The 20,553-nt window shown below is 41.3% G+C and carries 16 protein-coding genes, 1 other RNA gene, 1 pseudogene and 1 riboswitch; of the genes and pseudogenes, 17 read left to right on the top strand and 1 reads right to left on the bottom strand.

The genetic code is table 11. The annotated features are described in order from the left end of the window. The first annotated feature begins 50 nt into the window (after window positions 1-50). The 12 genes from C6Y03_RS08925 (at window position 51) to pbuX (ending at window position 13,005) form a co-directional block, all read left to right on the top strand. Complete coding sequence (locus tag C6Y03_RS08925) at window positions 51-2,297, top strand: DEAD/DEAH box helicase (protein ID WP_106039199.1); 2,247 nt, start codon at window positions 51-53, stop codon at window positions 2,295-2,297. Window positions 2,298-2,321: 24 nt separating this feature from the next. Then, on the top strand, window positions 2,322-3,569 hold the full coding sequence (locus tag C6Y03_RS08920) for a ribonuclease H-like domain-containing protein (protein ID WP_106039198.1): 1,248 nt from the start codon (window positions 2,322-2,324) through the stop codon (window positions 3,567-3,569). Between the two features lie 315 nt (window positions 3,570-3,884). Continuing rightward, window positions 3,885-4,124: a spore coat protein CotD gene (cotD, locus tag C6Y03_RS08915; RefSeq protein ID WP_034661015.1), complete on the top strand. Its 240-nt coding sequence runs from the start codon at window positions 3,885-3,887 to the stop codon at window positions 4,122-4,124. Window positions 4,125-4,173: 49 nt separating this feature from the next. Further along, the gene (locus C6Y03_RS08910; protein WP_170938393.1) at window positions 4,174-4,716 is read left to right on the top strand and encodes an SLOG family protein; all 543 of its coding nucleotides are present in this window, start codon (window positions 4,174-4,176) and stop codon (window positions 4,714-4,716) included. A gap of 75 nt (window positions 4,717-4,791) precedes the next feature. Further along, complete coding sequence (gpsB, locus tag C6Y03_RS08905; protein ID WP_012010336.1) at window positions 4,792-5,097, top strand: cell division regulator GpsB; 306 nt, start codon at window positions 4,792-4,794, stop codon at window positions 5,095-5,097. A gap of 61 nt (window positions 5,098-5,158) precedes the next feature. Next, window positions 5,159-5,542, top strand: an RNA gene (rnpB, locus tag C6Y03_RS08900) — RNase P RNA component class B. 109 nt (window positions 5,543-5,651) lie between these two features. Further along, the gene (locus C6Y03_RS08895) at window positions 5,652-6,806 is read left to right on the top strand and encodes a THUMP domain-containing class I SAM-dependent RNA methyltransferase (RefSeq protein ID WP_060596713.1); all 1,155 of its coding nucleotides are present in this window, start codon (window positions 5,652-5,654) and stop codon (window positions 6,804-6,806) included. Between the two features lie 107 nt (window positions 6,807-6,913). Further along, the gene (locus tag C6Y03_RS08890; protein ID WP_034661010.1) at window positions 6,914-7,111 is read left to right on the top strand and encodes a hypothetical protein; all 198 of its coding nucleotides are present in this window, start codon (window positions 6,914-6,916) and stop codon (window positions 7,109-7,111) included. A 74-nt stretch (window positions 7,112-7,185) separates the two neighbouring features. Beyond that, window positions 7,186-9,117 (top strand): ATP-dependent DNA helicase, encoded by a 1,932-nt coding sequence (locus tag C6Y03_RS08885; RefSeq protein WP_034661009.1) that lies wholly within the window; start codon window positions 7,186-7,188, stop codon window positions 9,115-9,117. Between the two features lie 127 nt (window positions 9,118-9,244). Next, window positions 9,245-10,750 carry a carboxypeptidase M32 gene (locus C6Y03_RS08880; protein WP_034661008.1) on the top strand — a complete coding sequence of 502 codons (1,506 nt, stop codon included), beginning with the start codon at window positions 9,245-9,247 and terminating at the stop codon, window positions 10,748-10,750. A gap of 136 nt (window positions 10,751-10,886) precedes the next feature. Then, window positions 10,887-10,986: riboswitch (purine riboswitch) on the top strand. 118 nt (window positions 10,987-11,104) lie between these two features. Beyond that, complete coding sequence (xpt, locus tag C6Y03_RS08875; RefSeq protein WP_034661972.1) at window positions 11,105-11,689, top strand: xanthine phosphoribosyltransferase; 585 nt, start codon at window positions 11,105-11,107, stop codon at window positions 11,687-11,689. Next, window positions 11,686-13,005 carry a xanthine permease PbuX gene (gene pbuX, locus C6Y03_RS08870; RefSeq protein ID WP_106039197.1) on the top strand — a complete coding sequence of 440 codons (1,320 nt, stop codon included), beginning with the start codon at window positions 11,686-11,688 and terminating at the stop codon, window positions 13,003-13,005. Before xpt ends, pbuX begins: the two co-directional genes overlap by 4 nt. 188 nt (window positions 13,006-13,193) lie before the next feature. Here the strand turns inward: pbuX and C6Y03_RS08865 are convergent, their stop codons facing one another. Then, the gene (locus C6Y03_RS08865; RefSeq protein ID WP_106039196.1) at window positions 13,194-14,048 is read right to left on the bottom strand and encodes a polysaccharide deacetylase family protein; all 855 of its coding nucleotides are present in this window, start codon (window positions 14,046-14,048) and stop codon (window positions 13,194-13,196) included. Between the two features lie 363 nt (window positions 14,049-14,411). Here C6Y03_RS08865 and C6Y03_RS08860 point away from each other — a divergent pair. The 5 genes and pseudogenes from C6Y03_RS08860 to dynA form a co-directional block, all read left to right on the top strand. After that, window positions 14,412-14,693, top strand: a pseudogene (locus tag C6Y03_RS08860) (IS5/IS1182 family transposase); the annotation flags it as partial. A 315-nt stretch (window positions 14,694-15,008) separates the two neighbouring features. Next, window positions 15,009-16,109, top strand: a complete 1,101-nt coding sequence (locus C6Y03_RS08855; protein ID WP_106039195.1) for a type III polyketide synthase — start codon at window positions 15,009-15,011, stop codon at window positions 16,107-16,109. Next, the gene (locus C6Y03_RS08850) at window positions 16,106-16,615 is read left to right on the top strand and encodes an isoprenylcysteine carboxyl methyltransferase family protein (protein WP_106039194.1); all 510 of its coding nucleotides are present in this window, start codon (window positions 16,106-16,108) and stop codon (window positions 16,613-16,615) included. The genes C6Y03_RS08855 and C6Y03_RS08850 overlap by 4 nt, the downstream gene beginning before the upstream one ends. A 64-nt stretch (window positions 16,616-16,679) precedes the next feature. After that, the gene (fbpC, locus tag C6Y03_RS08845; RefSeq protein WP_306172627.1) at window positions 16,680-16,787 is read left to right on the top strand and encodes a Fur-regulated basic protein FbpC; all 108 of its coding nucleotides are present in this window, start codon (window positions 16,680-16,682) and stop codon (window positions 16,785-16,787) included. A gap of 133 nt (window positions 16,788-16,920) precedes the next feature. After that, window positions 16,921-20,520 carry a dynamin GTPase gene (gene dynA, locus C6Y03_RS08840; protein WP_106039193.1) on the top strand — a complete coding sequence of 1,200 codons (3,600 nt, stop codon included), beginning with the start codon at window positions 16,921-16,923 and terminating at the stop codon, window positions 20,518-20,520. Window positions 20,521-20,553 lie beyond the last annotated feature (33 nt).

The raw sequence follows: 20,553 nt of genomic DNA, 5'->3' as shown, positions 1-20,553 counted from the left end.
TAGTCATGCAAACAAATATTCGGTACACTATGTAAGAGAGGTGATGCGATATGAAAAAGAAAACAATGAACGAACTCATAGAAGAATTAAAGAAAGACGAACAGGTAGAACATTGGCATGAAATTGATGCGAAGCCTGCACAGACCTCTCCGGTTCCTGAAAGGGTGAACGACAGGCTGAAAAAGGCGCTTGAGAAACGAGGCGTGAGCGAACTCTACATTCATCAAAAGGAAGCCTTTGAACGTGTGATGGATGGAGATCATGTGGTAACCGTCACACCAACAGCTTCAGGTAAAACGCTTTGCTACAATCTGCCTGTCCTTCAGTCGATCGCAGAAGATCAGACAAGCCGCTCCCTTTATTTATTCCCAACAAAAGCGCTCGCACAAGATCAAAAAAGTGAACTTAACGAGATCATCCACGAGATGGATGTTCCGATTCATAGTGAAACATATGACGGAGACACCTCTCCGGCCATTCGGCAGCGAGTCAGACAAGCAGGACATATTGTCATCACAAACCCGGATATGCTGCATTCAGCCATTTTGCCTCATCATACGAAATGGGTCAGCTTGTTTGAGAATTTGAAGTATATTGTCATTGATGAGCTTCATACATATCGAGGTGTATTTGGCAGTCATGTGGCCAATGTGATTCGCAGGTTAAAACGAATTTGTGCATTTTATGGAAGTGAACCGGTTTTTATTTGTACTTCCGCAACGATTGCGAATCCAAAAGAGCTAGCGCAGCAGCTAACGGGGAGCAAGGGGCATCTGATTGAACGAAACGGGGCACCTAGCGGTAAAAAGAATTTTGTGTTTTACAACCCGCCAGTTGTGAATAAACCATTAAATATTAGACAAAGTGCCGCCACTGTTGTCAATCAATTGGCAAAAACTTTTTTGAAAGAAAAAATCCAAACGATTGTTTTTGCTAGAAGCAGAGTAAGAGTTGAAGTGATTTTAAGCCATATTCAAGAGCTAGTGAAAAAAGAGATCGGTCCAAAATCGATTCGTGGATATCGCGGAGGCTATTTACCAAAAGAGCGGCGAGTGATTGAAAAAGGATTGAGAGAAGGAGACATTCTAGGTGTCGTCAGCACAAACGCACTAGAATTAGGAGTGGATATAGGTCAGCTAAAGGTCTGTATCATGACAGGGTATCCTGGCAGTGTAGCGAGTACATGGCAGCAGGCAGGACGAGCTGGAAGGCGTCATGAGGAAGCACTCATAATTATGGTGGCAAGCTCCTCACCTCTTGATCAATATATTGTCAGACACCCTGAATATTTCTTTAACAGGCCGCCTGAAGCTGCCAGAATCAACCCTGAAAACCTCATTATCTTAGTGGATCATCTAAAATGTGCATCCTACGAGCTTCCGTTTCGGGAGGATGAACAGTTTGGCGGCATGGAGGTAGAAGAGATTTTGCAATACTTACATGAGGAAGGTGTTCTTCATTTTAGCGGGAACCGGTATTATTGGTCAGATCAATCGTTCCCAGCGCATGGCATCAGCCTCCGGTCTGCAAGCCAGGAAAATGTGGTGATTGTGGATCAATCAGATGTGGCGAATGTTCGGATTATTGGAGAGATGGATCGATTCAGTGCGATGACGCTGCTTCATGATGAAGCCATTTATTTACACGAAGGGGTTCAGTATCAAGTGGAAAAGCTAGATTACGAGCATCTGAAGGCTTATGTGAAACAAGTAGATGTAGAATATTATACGGATGCGAATTTAGCTGTTCAACTTAAGGTGCTTGAAATCGATCAGACGACAGAGAAGGAAGCCGTATCTGTTCACTACGGTGATGTGACTGTCAACGCAATGCCGACGATTTTTAAAAAAATCCGGCTAAGTACCGGTGAAAATATCGGCTCTGGACCGATTCACTTGCCGGAAGAAGAAATTCATACGAGTGCTGCTTGGTTTGAATTACATGAAGCAGAGCGGAGATTTGAAGAGAAAACACTTGAACAGCTGCTGCTTGGCATCGCAAATGTTCTTCAGCACATTGTACCTGCTTTTGTGATGTGTGACCGTTCTGATATTCATGTTGTTTCACAAATTAAAGCGGCACATACCGGAAAACCGACGGTCTTTTTATATGACCACTACCCTGGCGGAATCGGCTTAAGCAAGGAAGTACAAGCTCGTTTCGATGAAATAGCAGGCGCAGCCATTCAGCTGATTGAGCGGTGCCGCTGTGAAAATGGCTGTCCATCCTGCATTGGCATGGAAATGAAAGAGGTGAGCGGAAAAAGCAGCATCGTTGAATTGATGTCCGTATTTTAAGGGAAAGGAGGGGGACACCTGCTCATGTCTTTAAAAGGGAAATTAAACAGAATGAAGAAGCACCTATCGCACAATCAGACACATGAAAACCGGCAGAAAACTTTAGAAGGACAACCACAGCCTGTGACTTCAGAAAATATCCCATTTTTAAAAGAATGGGAAACATTAGGTGTATCTCCTTATCACTTTGAGGGTTCCTTTTGTCTGATTCGGGAAGTCACCTATTCATTAGAAGATCAGCATGGGCGCTATGCGTTTGCGGAACTGCCGAAGATCATCGAGGCATGGAACGAAAGCGGCATCCAGCATTCGCTATCGGCTAAAGGGTACGAGTCGCACGAGCTGTTTTTCTTTGATACAGAAACAACAGGATTATCTGGCGGTACGGGAAATATGATTTTCTTGCTTGGACATGCACGTGTCTTTTCCGACAAAGTGGTGGTGAAACAGCACCTGCTCACCAATCCAGGAAATGAAGCGGCTCTGTACAAAAGCTTTCTCGATGAAGTAAACGTAGAATCATTGGTTACATATAATGGTAAATCGTTCGACTGGCCGCAAGTGAAAACGAGACATACGCTCTTACGAGATCAAATCCCTGCACTTCCTGAATTCGGACATTTTGATCTTCTGCACGGATCTAGACGATTGTGGAAGCATAAATATGAACGAATGGCGCTATCCGTTGTGGAAAAAGAAGAGCTGCACGTGCATCGTGAAAACGACACGCCGGGGTTTTTGGCACCGATGATTTATTTTCATTTTTTAAAGGAACAAAATCCGAAGCTGATTGAAGGGATCTTGACTCATAATGAACTAGACGTCTTATCGTTAATCAGCCTCTACATTCATCTATCCAAAAAAATACTATCTGAGGATGCGGTAAAGGAACACAATGAGAAGTATGCGCTCGCCAGGTGGCATCTTGCTCATCGTGATGTACAGGAAGCAACGAAGCATTTGCAAAAATTAACGGATGCTGATTTTGAGCATGCGAATCAGGCGTCTTATGATCTTTCCTTACAATATAAACGACAAAACGAGTGGGATGAAGCGGTTCAAATATGGGAAAAATTATTTAAATCAAGCGATGTCCATTTAGCATTAAAAGCGGGTATAGAGCTTGCGAAGTGTAAAGAGCATCGTCAAAAAAATGCAAGGTCAGCTCTATCCATCACTGAATCGTTATTATCTTTCTCATCGTTAAGTCAGCGAGACACGGAAGAACTTGAGAAGCGAAAAAAACGTCTCTTGAGAAAAGCTGGGCAATGAACATTATTGCCCGGGAAAGCGCAAAACATGACAACGTTCGGCTCTCGGCCGAAAATAAAAATTGTTTAGCACTTTTATTGTAGAAAAGTCACGAATCCTGTAAAATAACGTTAGATATTGAATGAGGAGCGTAGAGCATGTATAAGGGTCTTTTCTACTTGTTTTTTCTTGTTGTCATTTTGGTCGCTTTTGTGTTTTCAAACTATAAGGATGTTTTTCTTGCAAACTTTTAAAATAGGTTAATGCATTAGTACATGTACACCTCTTAATTCATACATTGTTAATGTAAGAAAATTAAGGAGAGGGGAATGCTACATGTACCATCATCATCATCATTGCCAGCCGAATGTTACACAGCCAATTGTTCATCCGACGAATCATTGCTGTACACACAGCGATTCAACAACAATTGTGCCGCATATCCATCCGCAGCATGTGACAAATGTTCACCATCAAAATTTCAAACATGTTCACTACTTCCCGCATACGTTTTCTCAGGTGGACCCGGCAACACATCAACACTTTAACTGCGGTGGACCTTGCTGTAACAGATAAAGTGAAATGGGACTTTTAGAAGTCCCTTTTTTTAAAAGCAGGTGAAAAAATGAAAATTATTGCTGTCACAGGGTACAAGCCATTTGAGCTTGGGATATTCAAACAAGACGAGCCTGCACTTCAATACATAAAAGCGGAGCTTCAAAAAAGGCTGACAGCCCTGATTGAAGAAGGCCTGGAATGGGTTCTCATATCAGGCCAGCTTGGGGCAGAAATCTGGACTGCCGAAGTGGTATTTGAGCTTCAAGAGGAGTATCCAGCGTTAAAACTGGCCGTCATTACACCATTTTATGAACAGGAAGAGCGCTGGAATGAACAAAACAAAGAGTTGTATGAAGGGATTCTTGCACAGGCCGATTTTGTAGAAAGTGTCACGCATAGACCGTATGAAAGTCCGGCACAATTTAAACAAAAGAACCGTTTTTTTATTGAAAAAACAGATGGCCTTCTCGTCCTTTATGATCCTGAGCATGATGGCTCGCCAAAGTACATGATCAAAGAAGCGGAAACCTATACCGATTACCCCATTATGTACATCACAATGGATGATTTGAGAGCGCAAGTTGAGGCAGAAGATCCGTTTTTTGACTAAAAGCAAGAGAAAATTTGACAACGTCACGTATTTCTGAAAAAATATACTATGAATTCACGATATGAGGTGAAAAAGATGCTTGCTGATAAAGTAAAGCTTTCTGCGAAAGAAATTTTAGAAAAAGAATTTAAAACAGGTGTCAGAGGATACAAACAAGAAGAAGTCGATAAATTTTTAGATATGGTCATTAAAGACTATGAGACATTCAACCAAGAAATCGAAAAGCTTCAACAAGAAAACCTCCATTTGTCTAAACAGCTTGAAGAAGCCGTTGAGCAAGGAAAAAGACAGCCTGCACAGTCTAATACAACAAACTTTGATATTTTAAAAAGACTATCTAACCTTGAGAAACACGTTTTCGGCAGCAAACTTTATGATTGAGCCTTGCTGAAAAAAGCTTGTGCCTGATGTCATTGTCGTTTATAATAACGATTATTGATTAACGTTCGGGTAATCGCTGCAATGCTTTTAGACATTGCAGAGGAAAGTCCATGCTCGCACGGTGCTGAGATGCCCGTAGTGTTCGTGCCTGGCGAAAAAATAAGCCAGGGCAGCCTGGGAAAGGCTGACGGCAGGAAAAATGCCTACGTCCTTTTAGGATATGGCAAAGTATCCTTGAAAGTGCCACAGTGACGAAGTCTCACTAGAAATGGTGAGAGTGGAACGCGGTAAACCCCTCGAGCGAGAAACCCAAACTTGGTAGGGGAACTTTCTCAAAGGAACCAAACGGAGAGAAGGACAGAGTATTCTGTAGATAGATGATTACCACCTGAGTACGAGGCATTTGCCGTTTGCAGTACGATGGAACAAAACATGGCTTACAGAACGTTATATCCGTTATTATAAACATGATGAAAACAAAGCTCTCCTATTTCAACATATGGAGAGCTTTTATCTTGAATACATAAAAGGACGAGAAAACAGGTGATAAAACAATGAAAACCTATACACTCATCGCAACAGCTCCAATGGGAATTGAAGCGATTGTTGCAAAAGAAGTAAGAGACCTTGGCTATGACTGCACAGTAGACAATGGAAAAGTGATTTTCGAGGGGGATGCTCTTGCGATTTGCCGTGCGAACCTTTGGCTGCGTACAGCAGACCGGATTAAGGTACAAGTAGCTGAATTTTCGGCAAAAACATTCGATGAGCTGTTTGAACGGACGAAGGCGATTGACTGGTCCGCTTTTTTACCGAAAAACAGCACGTTCCCTGTCATCGGTAAATCTGTGAAATCACAGCTTGCCAGTGTGCCGGATTGTCAGCGTATCGTCAAAAAGGCGATCGCGCAAAAGCTCATTTCCTCTTACAACATACAGTCTGAATGGCTTGAAGAAACAGGACCTGAGTATAAAATTGAGGTTGCCCTTTTAAAAGATAAAGCTGTGCTCACGCTTGATACATCTGGTGTGGGTCTTCATAAACGAGGGTACCGCATGGATCAAGGCGGAGCACCTATTAAAGAAACCCTTGCGGCTGCACTCGTGCTATTAACAAACTGGACACCTGACCGTCCGTTTGTTGACCCTTTCTGCGGGTCAGGAACAATCGCTATTGAAGCGGCCATGATAGGACAAAACATTGCCCCAGGATTTAACCGGGAATTTGCGTCCGAGTCATGGGAATGGATTGGTGAAGACGTTTGGAACAAAGCGCGTCACGAAGTGGAAGAAAAAGCAAACTATGATCAGCCGCTCCACATTATTGCAAGTGATATCGACCATCGGATGGTAGACATTGCACAAATGAATGCTGAAGAAGCTGGTCTAAGTGAATTGATTCAATTTAAACAAATGCAAGTGAAAGACTTTCAAACGAAAGAAGAGTATGGTGTGATTGTCGGAAATCCGCCTTACGGAGAACGACTCAGTGATAAACCAGCTGTTGAAAAAATGTATCAAGGAATGGGCGAAGCATTTAAGAGCCTAGATACTTGGTCCATTTACATCTTAACGTCACACGAAAAGTTCGAAGAGTGCTTCGGCAGAAAAGCAACGAAAAAGAGAAAACTGTTTAATGGTTTTATTAAAACAGACTATTACCAATATTGGGGAAAACGCCCGCCTAGAAAACAGACAACTGAATCATAAAAAAATGGTCACACCTACAGAAGGTGTGGCTTTTTTTATCGCAGAAAGGTATAAACCTTCACGGGACGGAATAAACTGAACTTGATTTTAAAAAAAGAGGTGTCTCCATGATACAATATGATCAATTTCAGTTAATCCAAAAAGCACTTGCTTCGACTGCTCAAAAAATTGAAGGGCAAGAAGGTGGACAATCTGCTCAGTTGACAGCAGCCATCGAAGATTTAGCGCTTGCTCAGGCTTACATAGAGCGTTCAGAGCATGCATTTTTAATGAAAGAAACCTATCAACATCGTTTGCGGTCGTAAAAAAGATTGTCATTCCCCAGCATAAATGTTACTATTGAATGTCTGAATGATTCAAAAGTTGGGGGTTGAAGCAGGTGACAGCATCTCGTTTGCCTTTTTCATTATCAAAAGAACATAATTTTTACGAAGAACTGGGCAACTGGATTGGTGATGTGTTCTATGACATTTTGCCAGAAAAGGGCTTTGATCTTCGAGATGAACAAATATTTATGGCTTTTCAACTAGAAAGAGCCTTTAAAGAAAAAAGTGTGATGTTTGCCGAAGCTGGGGTAGGCACAGGCAAAACCATCGTCTATCTATTATTTGCGGTCACATATGCAAGGTATACAGGGAAACCTGCGATTATTGCATGTGCAGACGAAACGTTAATTGAACAGCTGGTGAAACAAGAGGGTGATATCTATAAAATTGCCAATCACCTTGATATTCAAATAGATGCGAGATTAAGTAAATCGCATGACCAATATTTATGCTTAAAGAAACTAGAGAAAACCATGCAGCGTGAAGATGATGAGAAGTGGCTCGATATTTATGAATCGCTTCCTTCATTTGTTCATGAATCACATGGCATGCAAAACTTTTATCCGTATGGTGATCGAAAAGAGTATCCAGAACTATCAAATGATGAATGGTCACGCATTGGCTATGACTCGTTTCAAGACTGCTTGACGTGCGATATGCGTCATCGCTGCGGTCTGAATTTATCAAGAGATCATTACCGGAAAGCAACCGATCTCATCATCTGTTCTCATGATTTTTACATGGAGCATGTGTGGACGAAGGAATCCCGCAAACGCGAGGGCCAGCTTCCGCTGCTTCCAGAACATAGCTCCGTCGTATTTGATGAAGGGCACCTTCTTGAATTTGCCGCACAAAAAGCACTGACGTACCGAGTGAAGCAATCAATGCTCGAAACATTTTTAGAGCGCCTGTTGCAAAACGATATACGTGAAGAGTTTGCCGAGCTCGTTGAAGATGCACTTGCCACAAACGATGAGTTCTTCTATCTCTTAAAAACACATGCCAAAGAAATCAAGGGCTCGCATCGACTTGAAATTGGACGTGTGGATGAAGTGAAGCGGTCTGCAAGTGAATTGTGTGATTTGCTTGAAAAAATCGGAGAAGCACTCGTGTTTGAATCAGAGATGTATACAATCGATCAATACGAATTGTCTGTTGTGGAAGAGTACATTGAACAAATGGCGTATTCTCTGTCGCTATATCAAAAAAATGCGATTAGCTGGCTTGAAAAGCAGGAGTTAGATACGACATTTGTTGTGATGCCAAAGACAGTCGCAGAGGTGCTTGGTGAAAAAGTATTCTCGCAAAAAAGACCATACATTTTCTCTTCTGCTACATTGTCTGAAAATCAATCCTTTGATTATTTAGCTGAAAGTCTTGGGATCAAAGATTATTTATCAATGAGTGTCGCTTCTCCGTATGATTACGATGAGCAAATGAAGATTTATTTCCACGGGATTCAGCAGCTTCAAGAGCAAGAGGCAAAAGGACAGCAAGTGATCACTCAGCTGAAAGAAAACGGAGGACGATCTCTGATTTTGTTCCCTTCATTTGATGAACTTCATTTCTTTAGAAAGCAGCTTGAGGCATCGGATGAATCACTGCCTTTCCACGTGTATTTTGAGGGAGACGAGGAAATCAGCACGATTGTTCAAAAGTTCCAAGCAGATGAGACATCCGTGTTATGCTCTGTTCACCTTTGGGAAGGGCTGGATATTCCAGGACAATCACTAACAAATGTGATCATCTGGGGACTTCCTTACCCGCCTCATGATCCGGTATTTGAGGCAAAACGGAATGAAGCAAAGGATGCTCGTGCTGAAGTTGACCTTCCGTATATGCTGCTGCGCTTGCGACAAGGTATTGGAAGGCTGATTCGGACAAGCCAAGATGCAGGAACCATTCATATTTATTTTGACCGTAAGGAAGATACAGAGCTTCAAAGTAAAATTGAATCCGTTCTGCCAGTCAAGCCAATCATCTAAATAACGCCCGAACGAGGAAAAGAGGAGGATACCATCTGAGTATCCTCCTTTTTCATTGACAAAAGAACATTCCTTGAAGTAGCCTTGAAACGTACATACATATTTTATTGATTGGGGGAACAAACGTATGAGTCTTGAAGCAAAAGAGAAAGCGTTTTATCAATTACTAGGAAAAATCGCCCATTATACGGAGGCGCTCCATTTACTTTATTGGGACTCTAGAACACAGGCGCCTAAAAAAAGCGCCGATTTCAGAGCTGAAACCATCGGTCAATTATCAAGTGATATTTTTAATATGAAGACTTCTGATGAAATGAGAGATCTTCTTCACGCATTAAACAAACATCGAGATGAGCTGTCAAAAGATACACAAAAGGCGCTCGAATTATCACAAAAAGAGTATGATGAAAACAGCAAAATTCCGAAAGAAGAATTTAAAGAATACTCGATTTTGCAATCAAAAGCAGAGCATGTCTGGGTAGAAGCAAGGGAGAAATCAGACTTTTCACTCTTTGCACCATACTTAAAACAGCTCATTGATTTTAACAAGCGCTTTATTCAATATTGGGGCGTGAAACAAACGCCATACGATGTGCTGCTCAATAACTATGAGCCAGATATGACAGTTGAACAGCTCGATCAAAAGTTTGGTGCACTTCGTGATGCCATTGTTCCTCTCGTGAAAAAAATCGAAGCCTCTCCTCATAAGCCGGATACTTCATTTTTATCGAAAAGTTTTCCGATCGACAAACAAAAGGAACTGAGTCTCTTCTTCTTAAAAGAATTGGGGTATGACTTTGACGCAGGACGTCTGGATACAACGGTTCATCCGTTTGCTGTGACATTGAGCAGAGGGGACGTTCGTGTGACGACCCGTTATGATGAGCATGATTTTCGGATGGCGATCTTTGGCACGATTCATGAGTGTGGTCATGCCATCTACGAGCAAAACATTGATGAGGCACTGAGCGGAACGCTATTATGTGATGGCACATCAATGGGGATCCATGAATCACAGTCTCTTTTCTTTGAGAATTTTATCGGCAGACATGAAGATTTCTGGAAAACGTATTATCATAAGCTGCAAGAAGCGTCTCCTGAGCAATTTAAAGATGTCTCTTTAGAAGACTTTGTGCATGCAGTGAATGAATCGAAGCCGACTTACATTCGAATTGAGGCAGATGAACTGACGTATCCGCTTCACATTATCATCCGCTATGAAATTGAAAAAGCGATTTTTAATGAAGAAGTAGCAGTTGAAGACCTGCCTGCACTGTGGAATGAAAAATATAAAGCGTATCTTGGCATTACGCCTCCTAATGATGCACTCGGCATTTTGCAGGATGTTCACTGGTCTGATGGAAGCTTTGGATATTTCCCTTCATATGCGCTTGGTTATATGTATGCGGCGCAACTAAAGCACCAAATGATCAAAGATTTACCGAATTTTGATGAGCTGATTCAAAACGGGTCTTTTGCACCGATAAAAGAATGGCTCACAGAACATGTTCACCAGCATGGAAAACGCAAAAAACCATCTGAAATCATTCAAGATGCGACTGGTGAGGAATTAAATGTGCAATATTTAATCGATTATTTAACAGATAAATATACGAAATTGTATTTATCTTAAATAAAAGGCACCCTTTGCTCAGAAGGGTGCTTTTTTGATGCTTGAATATTCTAAAAACGAACGTTTTGATCTGATCTATTATTTAAGTTCGGTATTTTTCTGGAAAAGTGCTTTCCAAGCGTCTGAAATCTTGTTATAATTTGAACACTATAACACTCATATAATCGCGTGATGATGGCACGCAAGTTTCTACCGGACACCGATACAGTCCGACTATGAGTGAGCAAAATGAAACAGCTCTTGTTTGAGCTGAAGATCCGTGGATCGTTTTCGCATTGCTTGCTCCTCATGGACAGCAATGCTTTTTTTATGCAAAAAATGAAAATGTTTGCCAATATGCTGGGAGGAAGAATGATGGAATTGTTACGTCAAAAAATTGAGAACGAAGGAATCGTTCTGTCAAATCAAGTGTTAAAGGTAGATGCCTTTTTAAATCATCAAATTGATCCTGTGTTAATGCATGAGATCGGGCAAGAGTTTGCTAGATTATTCAAGCATGATGGTATTACAAAAATTGTCACAATCGAATCTTCTGGCATTGCACCTGCTGTGATGGCTGGACTAGCTCTTCAAGTACCAGTTGTCTTTGCTCGAAAACGTCAATCACTAACACTAACAGATAACCTATTAACAGCGAGTGTGTACTCTTTTACGAAAAAAGTAGAAAGCACGATCGCTGTTTCAAATACGCATCTCAGTGAAAAAGATTGTGTATTAATCATTGATGACTTTTTAGCGAACGGTGAAGCCGCTAAAGGGCTTGCCGCAATCGCAAAGCAGGCGAAGGCGAAAGTAGCCGGATTTGGCATTGTCATTGAAAAGTCATTTCAGCCCGGAAGGAATGCGCTTGTTCAAATGGGCTACCGCGTCGAGTCCCTTGCACGTATTGAATCACTTGAGGAAGGGAAAGTCACGTTTGTACGGGAGGTACAATCATGAGTGCCGCTAAAAAAGCCAAAACGCTCTCGCTAGGGATTCAGCATGTGCTGGCGATGTATGCAGGTGCCGTTCTTGTGCCGCTCATTGTGGGAGATGCGCTCGGCCTCACCCCTGCACAGCTGACTTACTTAATCTCGGCAGATATTTTCATGTGCGGGGCTGCCACGCTCCTTCAAGTTTGGAAAAACCGTTTCTTTGGTATCGGTCTGCCTGTTGTATTAGGCTGTACATTTACTGCGGTTTCTCCTATGATTGCGATTGGCTCTAAATATGGAATTTCGTCTATCTATGGAAGTATTATCGCTTCTGGATGTATCATCATTCTTCTTTCCTTTTTCTTTGGGAAGCTTGTGAAATTTTTCCCGCCTGTTGTGACAGGGTCTGTCGTCACCATTATTGGCATTACCCTTATTCCGGTAGCGATGAACAATATGGCAGGTGGAGAAGGAAGTGCAGATTATGGTTCTTTTGAAAATCTAGGCCTCGCTTTCCTTGTGCTGTTTATCATTGTGCTGCTCTATCGATTCACAAAAGGTTTTATGAAGGCGATCGCTATTTTAATCGGTATTCTCCTTGGGACAGCAGTCGCTGCATTTATGGGGAAAGTGGAAACAGCTGAGGTGGCGAACGCTCAAGTTTTCCGCATGATTGAACCATTTTATTTCGGCATGCCTACCTTTGAATTTGCACCCATCATGACCATGACGTTAGTAGCCATTGTGTCATTAGTCGAATCAACAGGTGTTTATTTCGCATTAGGTGATTTAACAAACCGGTCATTAAAAGAGAAGGATTTAGCGAAAGGCTATCGCGCAGAGGGGATTGCTGTTTTATTAGGCGGTATCTTCAATGCCTTTCCTTACACAGCCTACTCGCAAAACGTGGGGTTGATCCAGTTGACAGGAGTCAAGAAAAATCAAGTCATCGTTGTGACAGGAGCATTGCTCATGTTATTTGGACTTTTTCCTAAAATTGCTGCATTTACGACGATTATTCCAAAGTCAGTTCTTGGCGGCGCAATGGTCGCCATGTTTGGGATGGTCATTGCCTACGGTATTAAAATGCTCTCGCGCGTAGATTTTGCCAAACAGGAAAACCTACTAATTGTTGCTTGCTCAGTTGGGATCGGCTTAGGTGTCACCGTCGTGCCGCAAATGTTTGAGCATTTGCCAGAATCAATGAAATTATTAACAAGTAACGGAATCGTGGCCGGTAGCATTACCGCTATTTTGCTTCATATTATTTATCACATGATTCCATTTAAAAAAGAAACAGGGCAGGATCTGATAGAAGAACCTAAGCAATCTGTTATGTAAACACCTCTCTTGGAGAGGTGTTCAGATTGTTGACAAAGGGCTAAAATGATCTCTATTTTAGCTATTTGTCTTCTTTTCAGCTTGATAGAAAACCTTTGAAGTCCTAGGAAGGAGCGGAGCGTGTGAGGGTTTGTCTACACGTTGAAAACCCGCATCTTTTGGATACGGGCTTGTTGTGATTAGCGCTATTAATGTTGTACCGGCAGCATTGTTTCGTTAATGACTGCAAATGTATAGCCCCTTGCTTTTAGCTGTGTAATCAGGCTATCTAAATAGTTTGTGGTAGAGGGTTGATCATGCATTAAAATAACTTTTGGTTCCCATGGTTTATTTTTCTCAAACATTTGCAGTTGATTCAATACCTCTGGAACATATTGTGAGTTTTTATATCTCCAGTCAAGGCTATCAATCGTCCAATCCCAGTAAATAAAGCCATTTTGGTTTAAACGTACTTTTTGATGATATGTTAAATTTGGAACACTGCCATAGGGTGTTCTCACAAGACGGGTGTAAACGCCTGTAACAGAAGCAAGAATGCGCTGAGCTTCTCTCATTTCATTTGCGGGAGACTCACTGTTCTGATAAAAGCGGTTTATATCATGCGTCATGCCATGAAGCCCTAATTGATGTCCTTCTTGATAAAGTCTTTTCACAGCTGCTTGGTGTGCTTGGATTTGTGGTCCAAGCATGAAGAATGTCGCCTTCACGTGATGTGCTTTTAATACATTTAACAGCTGATTTGATGTAGCAGAAGGACCATCATCAAATGTTAAAAAGACCGTTTTATTCGTTGTCTGTTGGTTTGGATTGGTCTTAAAATGTGTATCCAATGTTCTTGTAGAATGATCTTTTGCTTTCAGACTGATGCTTGTGTCTCGGAAGTCACTGTTGGCAACAATTTTTGCTTGCCCATGTGTCGCCTGCAAATGGGGTTTAGACATATCCCAGATAAAAAAGAGAAACAGTGTAAGAAGCACTAAACCAATTATCTTCGAGAGAAGTATCGTGTTGTAGGGTGTCTGTTTTTTGGACACATTTTTCATTACAATCACTCCAGTCAATTAAATTTTGTGCCGAATCATGTAGTAGATTCTATCTTTTTTCACTGTTTTTCATGGTGTTCATATTGATTAAGTATACAGGAAAAAAACACCTTTTTATATATAATAATCAAATAAATTAGCATTTTATGGTTATTGATTTGTATTGATCAGAAAAAAAGGTGATCCATTCATGTTTAAATGAAATAATTCTGAATAATGATCGAAACGTTGATATTTATACGCTAAGATAGCATCAGATTTAACCATTAATGCGAAGCGAAGGGAGATTCCGTATGAAAGTGTTGTATAAAGACGATTTCATTGAAAAAAAGGATGCTCATGTGGATATTGGAGATAGAGGCTATCAATCGCGAAAAACATGGAGAAAAGCTCTTACCCCTACAAAATAAAGAAGAAACAAAAGAGATCAAAGTCAGTACAACTGAATCAGAGATTGGCTACTATGTAAAAGGTGAACGTGAAAAGTCATTTGCTTCTTCCTTTCATACAGCTTGTGATTCAAAAGGATTTATTTTTGGATCACTGGTCACAGGTGGCAATGTTCATGATACTCGTATGTTAGATTCACTCGTAAAACAGGTGACAGAGAAAATCGGAAAACTAAATGTAGACACGGTAGATGCTGAATGTCCAGCGTAACCCTTTATAATTATGTGAAAACCCCACTTTTACTTGAATTAAAGGTGGGGTTTGTCTACGGTCTGCACTTCTCTTTTAGAGGTGTTTTTTTTGCATAAAAAAAGCAGGTTCGCTTGGCTTGGAACGAACCTGTGAAGGAGGAAAACTACATCATGTTTTCAACTATATTATCCAATATTTATCAATTGTCGTCAAGACAAAAAGTTAGACGGAGGAAAATGTTTTGACTGAATTGTGACGATTTGGCATGTATATCCTTTTTTCGATAGGGGATATTAACCGAAAAAAGAGGTGAAGCCGATGGCGTACATTCTTTCAGTTGGAACGAGTCTCCCCAAGCATCACGTGGATCAGAAAACAACTGCTGAATTTGCTAGGTCTCAATTTAAACGATCGTTTAAAGATATTGATCGGCTGCTGAGAGCTTTTCAGAATGGAGAAATTCAGAGCAGGCAATTTGTACAGCCCATTGAATGGTATCAGACGCACCACTCTTTTGAAGAGAAAAACAATATCTATTTGGAGAAGGCACTGGCTCATGCAAAAGAAGCAATCATACATTGTCTTCAAGAGCAGGCGTTTCTGAAAAAGCCGATCCCGGTTGAAGAGATCGATGCACTGTTTTTTATTTCAAGTACCGGCTTATCGACCCCAAGTCTTGATGCAAAGCTGATGAACGTACTTCCTTTTTCTCCTTATACGAAACGAGTACCGATCTGGGGGCTAGGGTGCGGGGGTGGTGCGGCAGGGCTGTCTCGGGCTTATGAATACATAAGGGCATATCCAGAAGCAAAGGTGCTCGTCGTTGCCTGTGAGCTGTGCAGTTTAACCTTTCAGCCGCAAGATCAATCAAAAAGCAATTTAATCGGCACCTCCTTATTTGGAGACGGGACGGCTGCGGCTCTTTTAGCTGGAGAAACGGCTGCACTAGAATATGCTCATTTAAAAACAGTCCCTAAAGTACTAAGTACACAATCCGTCACGATGAAGGATTCTGAGGATGTGATGGGCTGGGAATTTACAAGTGACGGCTTTCGGGTTATTTTCTCCCGTGACATTCCGTCTATGATTTCAGGCTGGTTAAAAGAGCAGGTGGATCGATTTTTAGAGGAGCTTGGATGTTCAACTAAAGACTTATCCGTTTTTCTTGCCCATCCTGGAGGAAAAAAAGTGATTGATGCCTATGTTGAAAGTCTATCTTTACGAGAGGATCAGCTATTTTCTTCAAAAGAAGTACTCAAACAACACGGAAATATGTCCTCTGCCACAGTTTTGTATGTCATCAAGCATTTCCTTGAACATCAATCAGCTGAAGCGGGGGATATTGGCCTTTGCGGGGCGCTTGGTCCAGGCTTTTCCTCAGAACTGCTGCTTATGAAATGGGAGGAGGTCTTGTCATGATCATTTGGCTTGTTATCGGTTTCTTCGTTTGTCAGCGGCTCATTGAAATGCTTGTGGCCAAAAGAAATGAAAGAAAAGTAAAAGCGATGGGTGCCATTGAATTTGGTGCTAGTCATTATCCCTATATGGTCGCTATGCATACGGCCTTTTTTCTCTCACTTATAGTTGAGACAGGGCTTTTACACAAGGGGTCGTCCCGGTATTTTCTTGTGCTGCTCCTTTTCCTGATGGCTACACAGGTCATTCGATACTGGGCATTATGCTCCCTTGGGACGTACTGGAATACGAAGATTTTAGTCGTGCCAAACGCAATGATTGTAAAAAAAGGGCCGTATCGCTGGTTGAAACACCCTAACTATGTAGTCGTGGCGATTGAGCTTTTGCTGATCCCTCTATTGTTTGAGGCGTATGTCACTGCCATTTTGTTTACGTGTTTAAATGCATGGATGATGGCTGTAAGAATTCAAACAGAGGAGAAAGCGTTAAATCAGTATTTGCTAAATTAATATTGAAAATCATTATCAATTGTGCTACACTTTCATTAATGATAAACATTCTCAATCATGAAGGATGGACGGTGATCACATGACAATGATTTTCTTACTCGGTACGGTGTGTGTATACAGCCTATTAATTGGCTTCGTATTAAAAGGTGTCTCCAAAAAATCTGCTTCCTGATCTCAGTCAATTGCGACTGATCGGGCAGCAGATTTTTTTTATTTCCTCATATCAGAAGAAAAATCTCTTTATTTTGTGTAAAATGGTATCACATACATAACTGACTTTTCTAAAAACAAAGGGGTTTATCGTCATGAAAGACTTGTCTATTCGAGATTCTCTCGTTCAAACTACAGGAGCTTTATATCAAAGCTTTCTCAAAAGGGATGATCATGAGCGCGCAGCCAAACTTGCATCGATTATCAAAAAGGAAGCAGAAGAAGAAGTGTATATCGCATTTACCGGCCACTATTCTGCTGGAAAGTCATCACTTGTGAATCATCTGCTTCATGATCACATTTTGCCAACGAGCCCAATCCCAACAAGTGCAAACTTGGTCGTCGTGAGGAAAGGAGAAAGTGAAGTGCAGCTTCACACCTCTGATGGCCGTTTTGCAAAAATGAGCGGCTCTTATGATAAAGAAGCAGTACAGCGTTTCTGTAAGGATGGAGAACAGATTGAGATGGTGGAAATTAGCGGTGACTATAGAGGACTGGAAGAAAAGGTGGCACTGATTGATACGCCAGGAATTGATTCAACGGATCATGCACACTTTTTGTCTGCTGCCTCTATTCTTCATCAAGCAGATGCTCTTTTTTATGTTGTTCACTACAACCATGTTCATTCTGAAGAAAACATTCGTTTTATTCGCTCCATTAAAGAGAAAGTACCAAATCTTTATTTCATCGTGAATCAAGTGGACCGGCATGATGAGCATGAGACTGCATTTGAAGACTACAAAAATCAAGTGATTGACATGCTCCTTAAAGAGGGCATTGAAGAAGATCATCTATACTTTACATCTGTAACCGATGAGACGCATCCAAGAAATGAAATGATTCGTTTAATCGAAAAACTACAAGAATTACAGACGTTGCCGAAAGCATCACTTCGTGCTTATACTGAGCAAAAAATTGAGCATGTTTTAAAAGAACACATTGACTCGTTAAAAGAAGAGCTGCAAGGTGAAGAGCTTGATTCACAGCTTCAAGAAAAAAGAAAAGAAGTAAAGGAGTTTGAAGCGAAAAACTACTTCATTGAAAATGGAGCCAAACAGTTAGAAGATGAAGTATCTTCTGAAGTCGAGAGCATTTTAAAGAATGCCAACCTCACTCCATTTAAAATGAGGGAACTCGCAAGCGACTATATTGAATCAAAAGCACCTGGCTTTAAAGTGGGACTGCTTTTTGCTAAAAATAAAACTGAGCAAGAAAAAGAAAAACGGGCAACCGACTTCTTAACAGATGTCAAAGCGAGGATGAAAGCTGAAGTGGACTGGCATATTGCTGAGCTGCTTAAAAAAGAAGTCAAGAAGCATCAGCTTGGTGAAGAGTTATTAAATCAAGTGATGGCATTTGAAACACCTGTGCAAGAAGCACTCCTTGAAAGTGTGATTCATCATGGTGCGACGTTCTCCAATGAATACGTACTACAATATGCAAAAGATGCTGGCGAAGCCTTGAGAAGACAGGCAAAACAGAAAGCGATGACACTGATTGAACAAATGTCTGAGTCGCTGAAAGCCCAGCTTATGAAAGATAAAGCAAAACATCAAGAAAAATGGGACCAGTCTGCAAAAGAACTCCAAACGCTTGAGCAGTGCATCGGAAAAAATGAACAAATGAAGCGTGATATTCAACATGTATGGGATATATGGCAAAACGGAACGGATGAACAGATCGAAGAAGATTGGTTTTATGCGAAAAAGAGGCGGATGCAGCATGACCAGCTAAAGCAGGATCACGCGCCCATTCATCCCGAAGAGAGCGAGCAAGAAAAACCGCAGAAGCAGACAGAGCAACATCAAATGCGTCAGTCACAGCATGTCACGACGGCACAGTCAATTGACCAGTTTGAACAGCTTTCTCAGATTTTATTGCCATTAGACGCTCTCAAATCTCAAAGAAAGTCCTTTGAAAAACGAACAAAGCGGCTGCAAGCGAAAGAATTCACACTCGCTTTATTTGGGGCTTTTAGTTCGGGGAAATCTTCCTTTGCAAATGCCCTTGTTGGGAGAAAGGTACTGCCATCCTCTCCCACGCCAACAACGGCAACGATTAATAAGCTGACGCGGCCGACGGAAGATCACCCGCATGAAAGTGTAAAAGTGGTGTTCAAAACAGAACAGGATATATTAGAGGAGCTCAATCAGATCCTCGGATTTTCGATCTCAGAAGAAAAGGGAGAGACGTTTACATCCAAGCTCGAACGAACGCTGAAAAAAAGACAGCTTGAACAAGATCACCGCATCATTGTTGAACATTTTTTACAAGCGCATACACGTTTCCTTCATCACATTACGAAGCAAACGCCGCTTCATGTCACTCTTCAAGAACTGAGGCCATATGTGGCGGAAGAAGCTGTTTCTTGTGTGGTGAAGGAAGTGACGGTGTATTTGAGTACACCTTTAACAGATAAAGGGCTGACTATTGTTGATACGCCAGGCGCCAGCAGTATGAATAAGCGCCATACAGAGATTGCCTTTCAATATATGAAGGACGCAGATGCTCTTCTTTATTTAACTTACTACCAGCACTCTTTCTCGAAGGCAGATCGGTCATTTTTACGTAAGCTTGGGCTTGTAAAAGATTCATTTAGCATGGATAAAATGTTCTTTATTATCAATGCAGCTGACCTCGCAAAGGATCAAGCAGAGCTTGACACCGTCTTTGACTATGTGAATAATGAGCTCACAAAAGAAGGCATCCGAAACCCAAACCTTCATCATGTGTCCAGTAAGGAAGAAATCGAAGGAAAGGGAGAGACAGCTTATAATCAATATGCAAAGCTTAGAAAACAGCTCGACTATTTTATTGAGGAAGAATTAACGAAAGATGCGATCGAGCTTTTGTATTTTGAAGCCGGCATGTTATGTAGCACAGTCGACAAGCTGCATGCGACACTGCATCAGTCAGAAGATGAGAAGCAAGCGGAAAAGAAAAAGATAGACACATCCTATGAAGCGATTCTTGATCAAATGAGTCATATCAAACAATCTAAGCTAGTGACAGAAAGTGTGAAAAAGGACTTACATGAACAGCTCTATCATATTGTCCAGCGCCTATCACTATTTGCGAATGATCTGTTAAAGACAGCCTTTTACCCTGGAATATCTCAAGGAGACTTCAGGCAGCAGTTGAAAAAAGCGCTTGAACAGGCACTGAAGGATTATGAATTTGAATTTGTACAGGAGTTAAAGGCGCTTGATATCCGAATGGAATCGTTTATTCATCAATACTTCCAAGAGGAATGGGAAAAAGGATTGCAGGCGGCATGTGCAGAAGACCCTTACTTTTCTCTCTCACTGTCGCCGCCAGAAGAGAAAAATGCTGAGCTGAAACAAATTGAAGTCGAATCTGAACTGACACCATTCGAACCGCTCTTAAAGAAGCAAAAATCAGCGAAAGTTTTCTTTGAACAGAATGGAAAGGCTGCGTTCATTGAAGCGATTCGAGATATTCTTCATCAGTTAACCACGAAATGGGCAGATAAAGAAAAAGAAGAATTACTGAGCAGGTACGACACAATGGTGAAGACCTTTACTGAAAGATATGAAACAGAAGCGCTCGAGCAGCTAAGTGAACAAAAACAAACATTTATCACGAGCCTAACGACAGATGCCAAAGAACAGGCGGTAATTGAACAAGTATATGAACAAACAAACGAATGGAAGAACCAGTTGAAAACCATTTGATTCATGGTAGACTAAATAAAAAAGAAAGCAGTT

This window comes from Bacillus sp. LNXM65, from assembly GCF_002998575.1.
Classification (GTDB): domain Bacteria; phylum Bacillota; class Bacilli; order Bacillales; family Bacillaceae; genus Bacillus.
This window is presented reverse-complemented; position numbering and strand designations above follow the sequence as displayed.

Bases quoted from the DNA above. Each gene is read 5' to 3' on its own strand.
- C6Y03_RS08850 (WP_106039194.1), top strand. From the start codon at position 16,106: ATGATCATTTGGCTTGTTATCGGTTTCTTCGTTTGTCAGCGGCTCATT.
- C6Y03_RS08895 (WP_060596713.1), top strand. From the start codon at position 5,652: ATGAAAACCTATACACTCATCGCAACAGCTCCAATGGGAATTGAAGCG.
- fbpC (WP_306172627.1), top strand. From the start codon at position 16,680: ATGGACGGTGATCACATGACAATGATTTTCTTACTCGGTACGGTGTGT.
- cotD (WP_034661015.1), top strand. From the start codon at position 3,885: ATGTACCATCATCATCATCATTGCCAGCCGAATGTTACACAGCCAATT.
- dynA (WP_106039193.1), top strand. From the start codon at position 16,921: ATGAAAGACTTGTCTATTCGAGATTCTCTCGTTCAAACTACAGGAGCT.
- gpsB (WP_012010336.1), top strand. From the start codon at position 4,792: ATGCTTGCTGATAAAGTAAAGCTTTCTGCGAAAGAAATTTTAGAAAAA.
- C6Y03_RS08920 (WP_106039198.1), top strand. From the start codon at position 2,322: ATGTCTTTAAAAGGGAAATTAAACAGAATGAAGAAGCACCTATCGCAC.
- C6Y03_RS08925 (WP_106039199.1), top strand. From the start codon at position 51: ATGAAAAAGAAAACAATGAACGAACTCATAGAAGAATTAAAGAAAGAC.
- C6Y03_RS08855 (WP_106039195.1), top strand. From the start codon at position 15,009: ATGGCGTACATTCTTTCAGTTGGAACGAGTCTCCCCAAGCATCACGTG.
- C6Y03_RS08880 (WP_034661008.1), top strand. From the start codon at position 9,245: ATGAGTCTTGAAGCAAAAGAGAAAGCGTTTTATCAATTACTAGGAAAA.
- xpt (WP_034661972.1), top strand. From the start codon at position 11,105: ATGGAATTGTTACGTCAAAAAATTGAGAACGAAGGAATCGTTCTGTCA.
- pbuX (WP_106039197.1), top strand. From the start codon at position 11,686: ATGAGTGCCGCTAAAAAAGCCAAAACGCTCTCGCTAGGGATTCAGCAT.
- C6Y03_RS08910 (WP_170938393.1), top strand. From the start codon at position 4,174: ATGAAAATTATTGCTGTCACAGGGTACAAGCCATTTGAGCTTGGGATA.
- C6Y03_RS08865 (WP_106039196.1), bottom strand. From the start codon at position 14,048: ATGAAAAATGTGTCCAAAAAACAGACACCCTACAACACGATACTTCTC.
- C6Y03_RS08890 (WP_034661010.1), top strand. From the start codon at position 6,914: ATGATACAATATGATCAATTTCAGTTAATCCAAAAAGCACTTGCTTCG.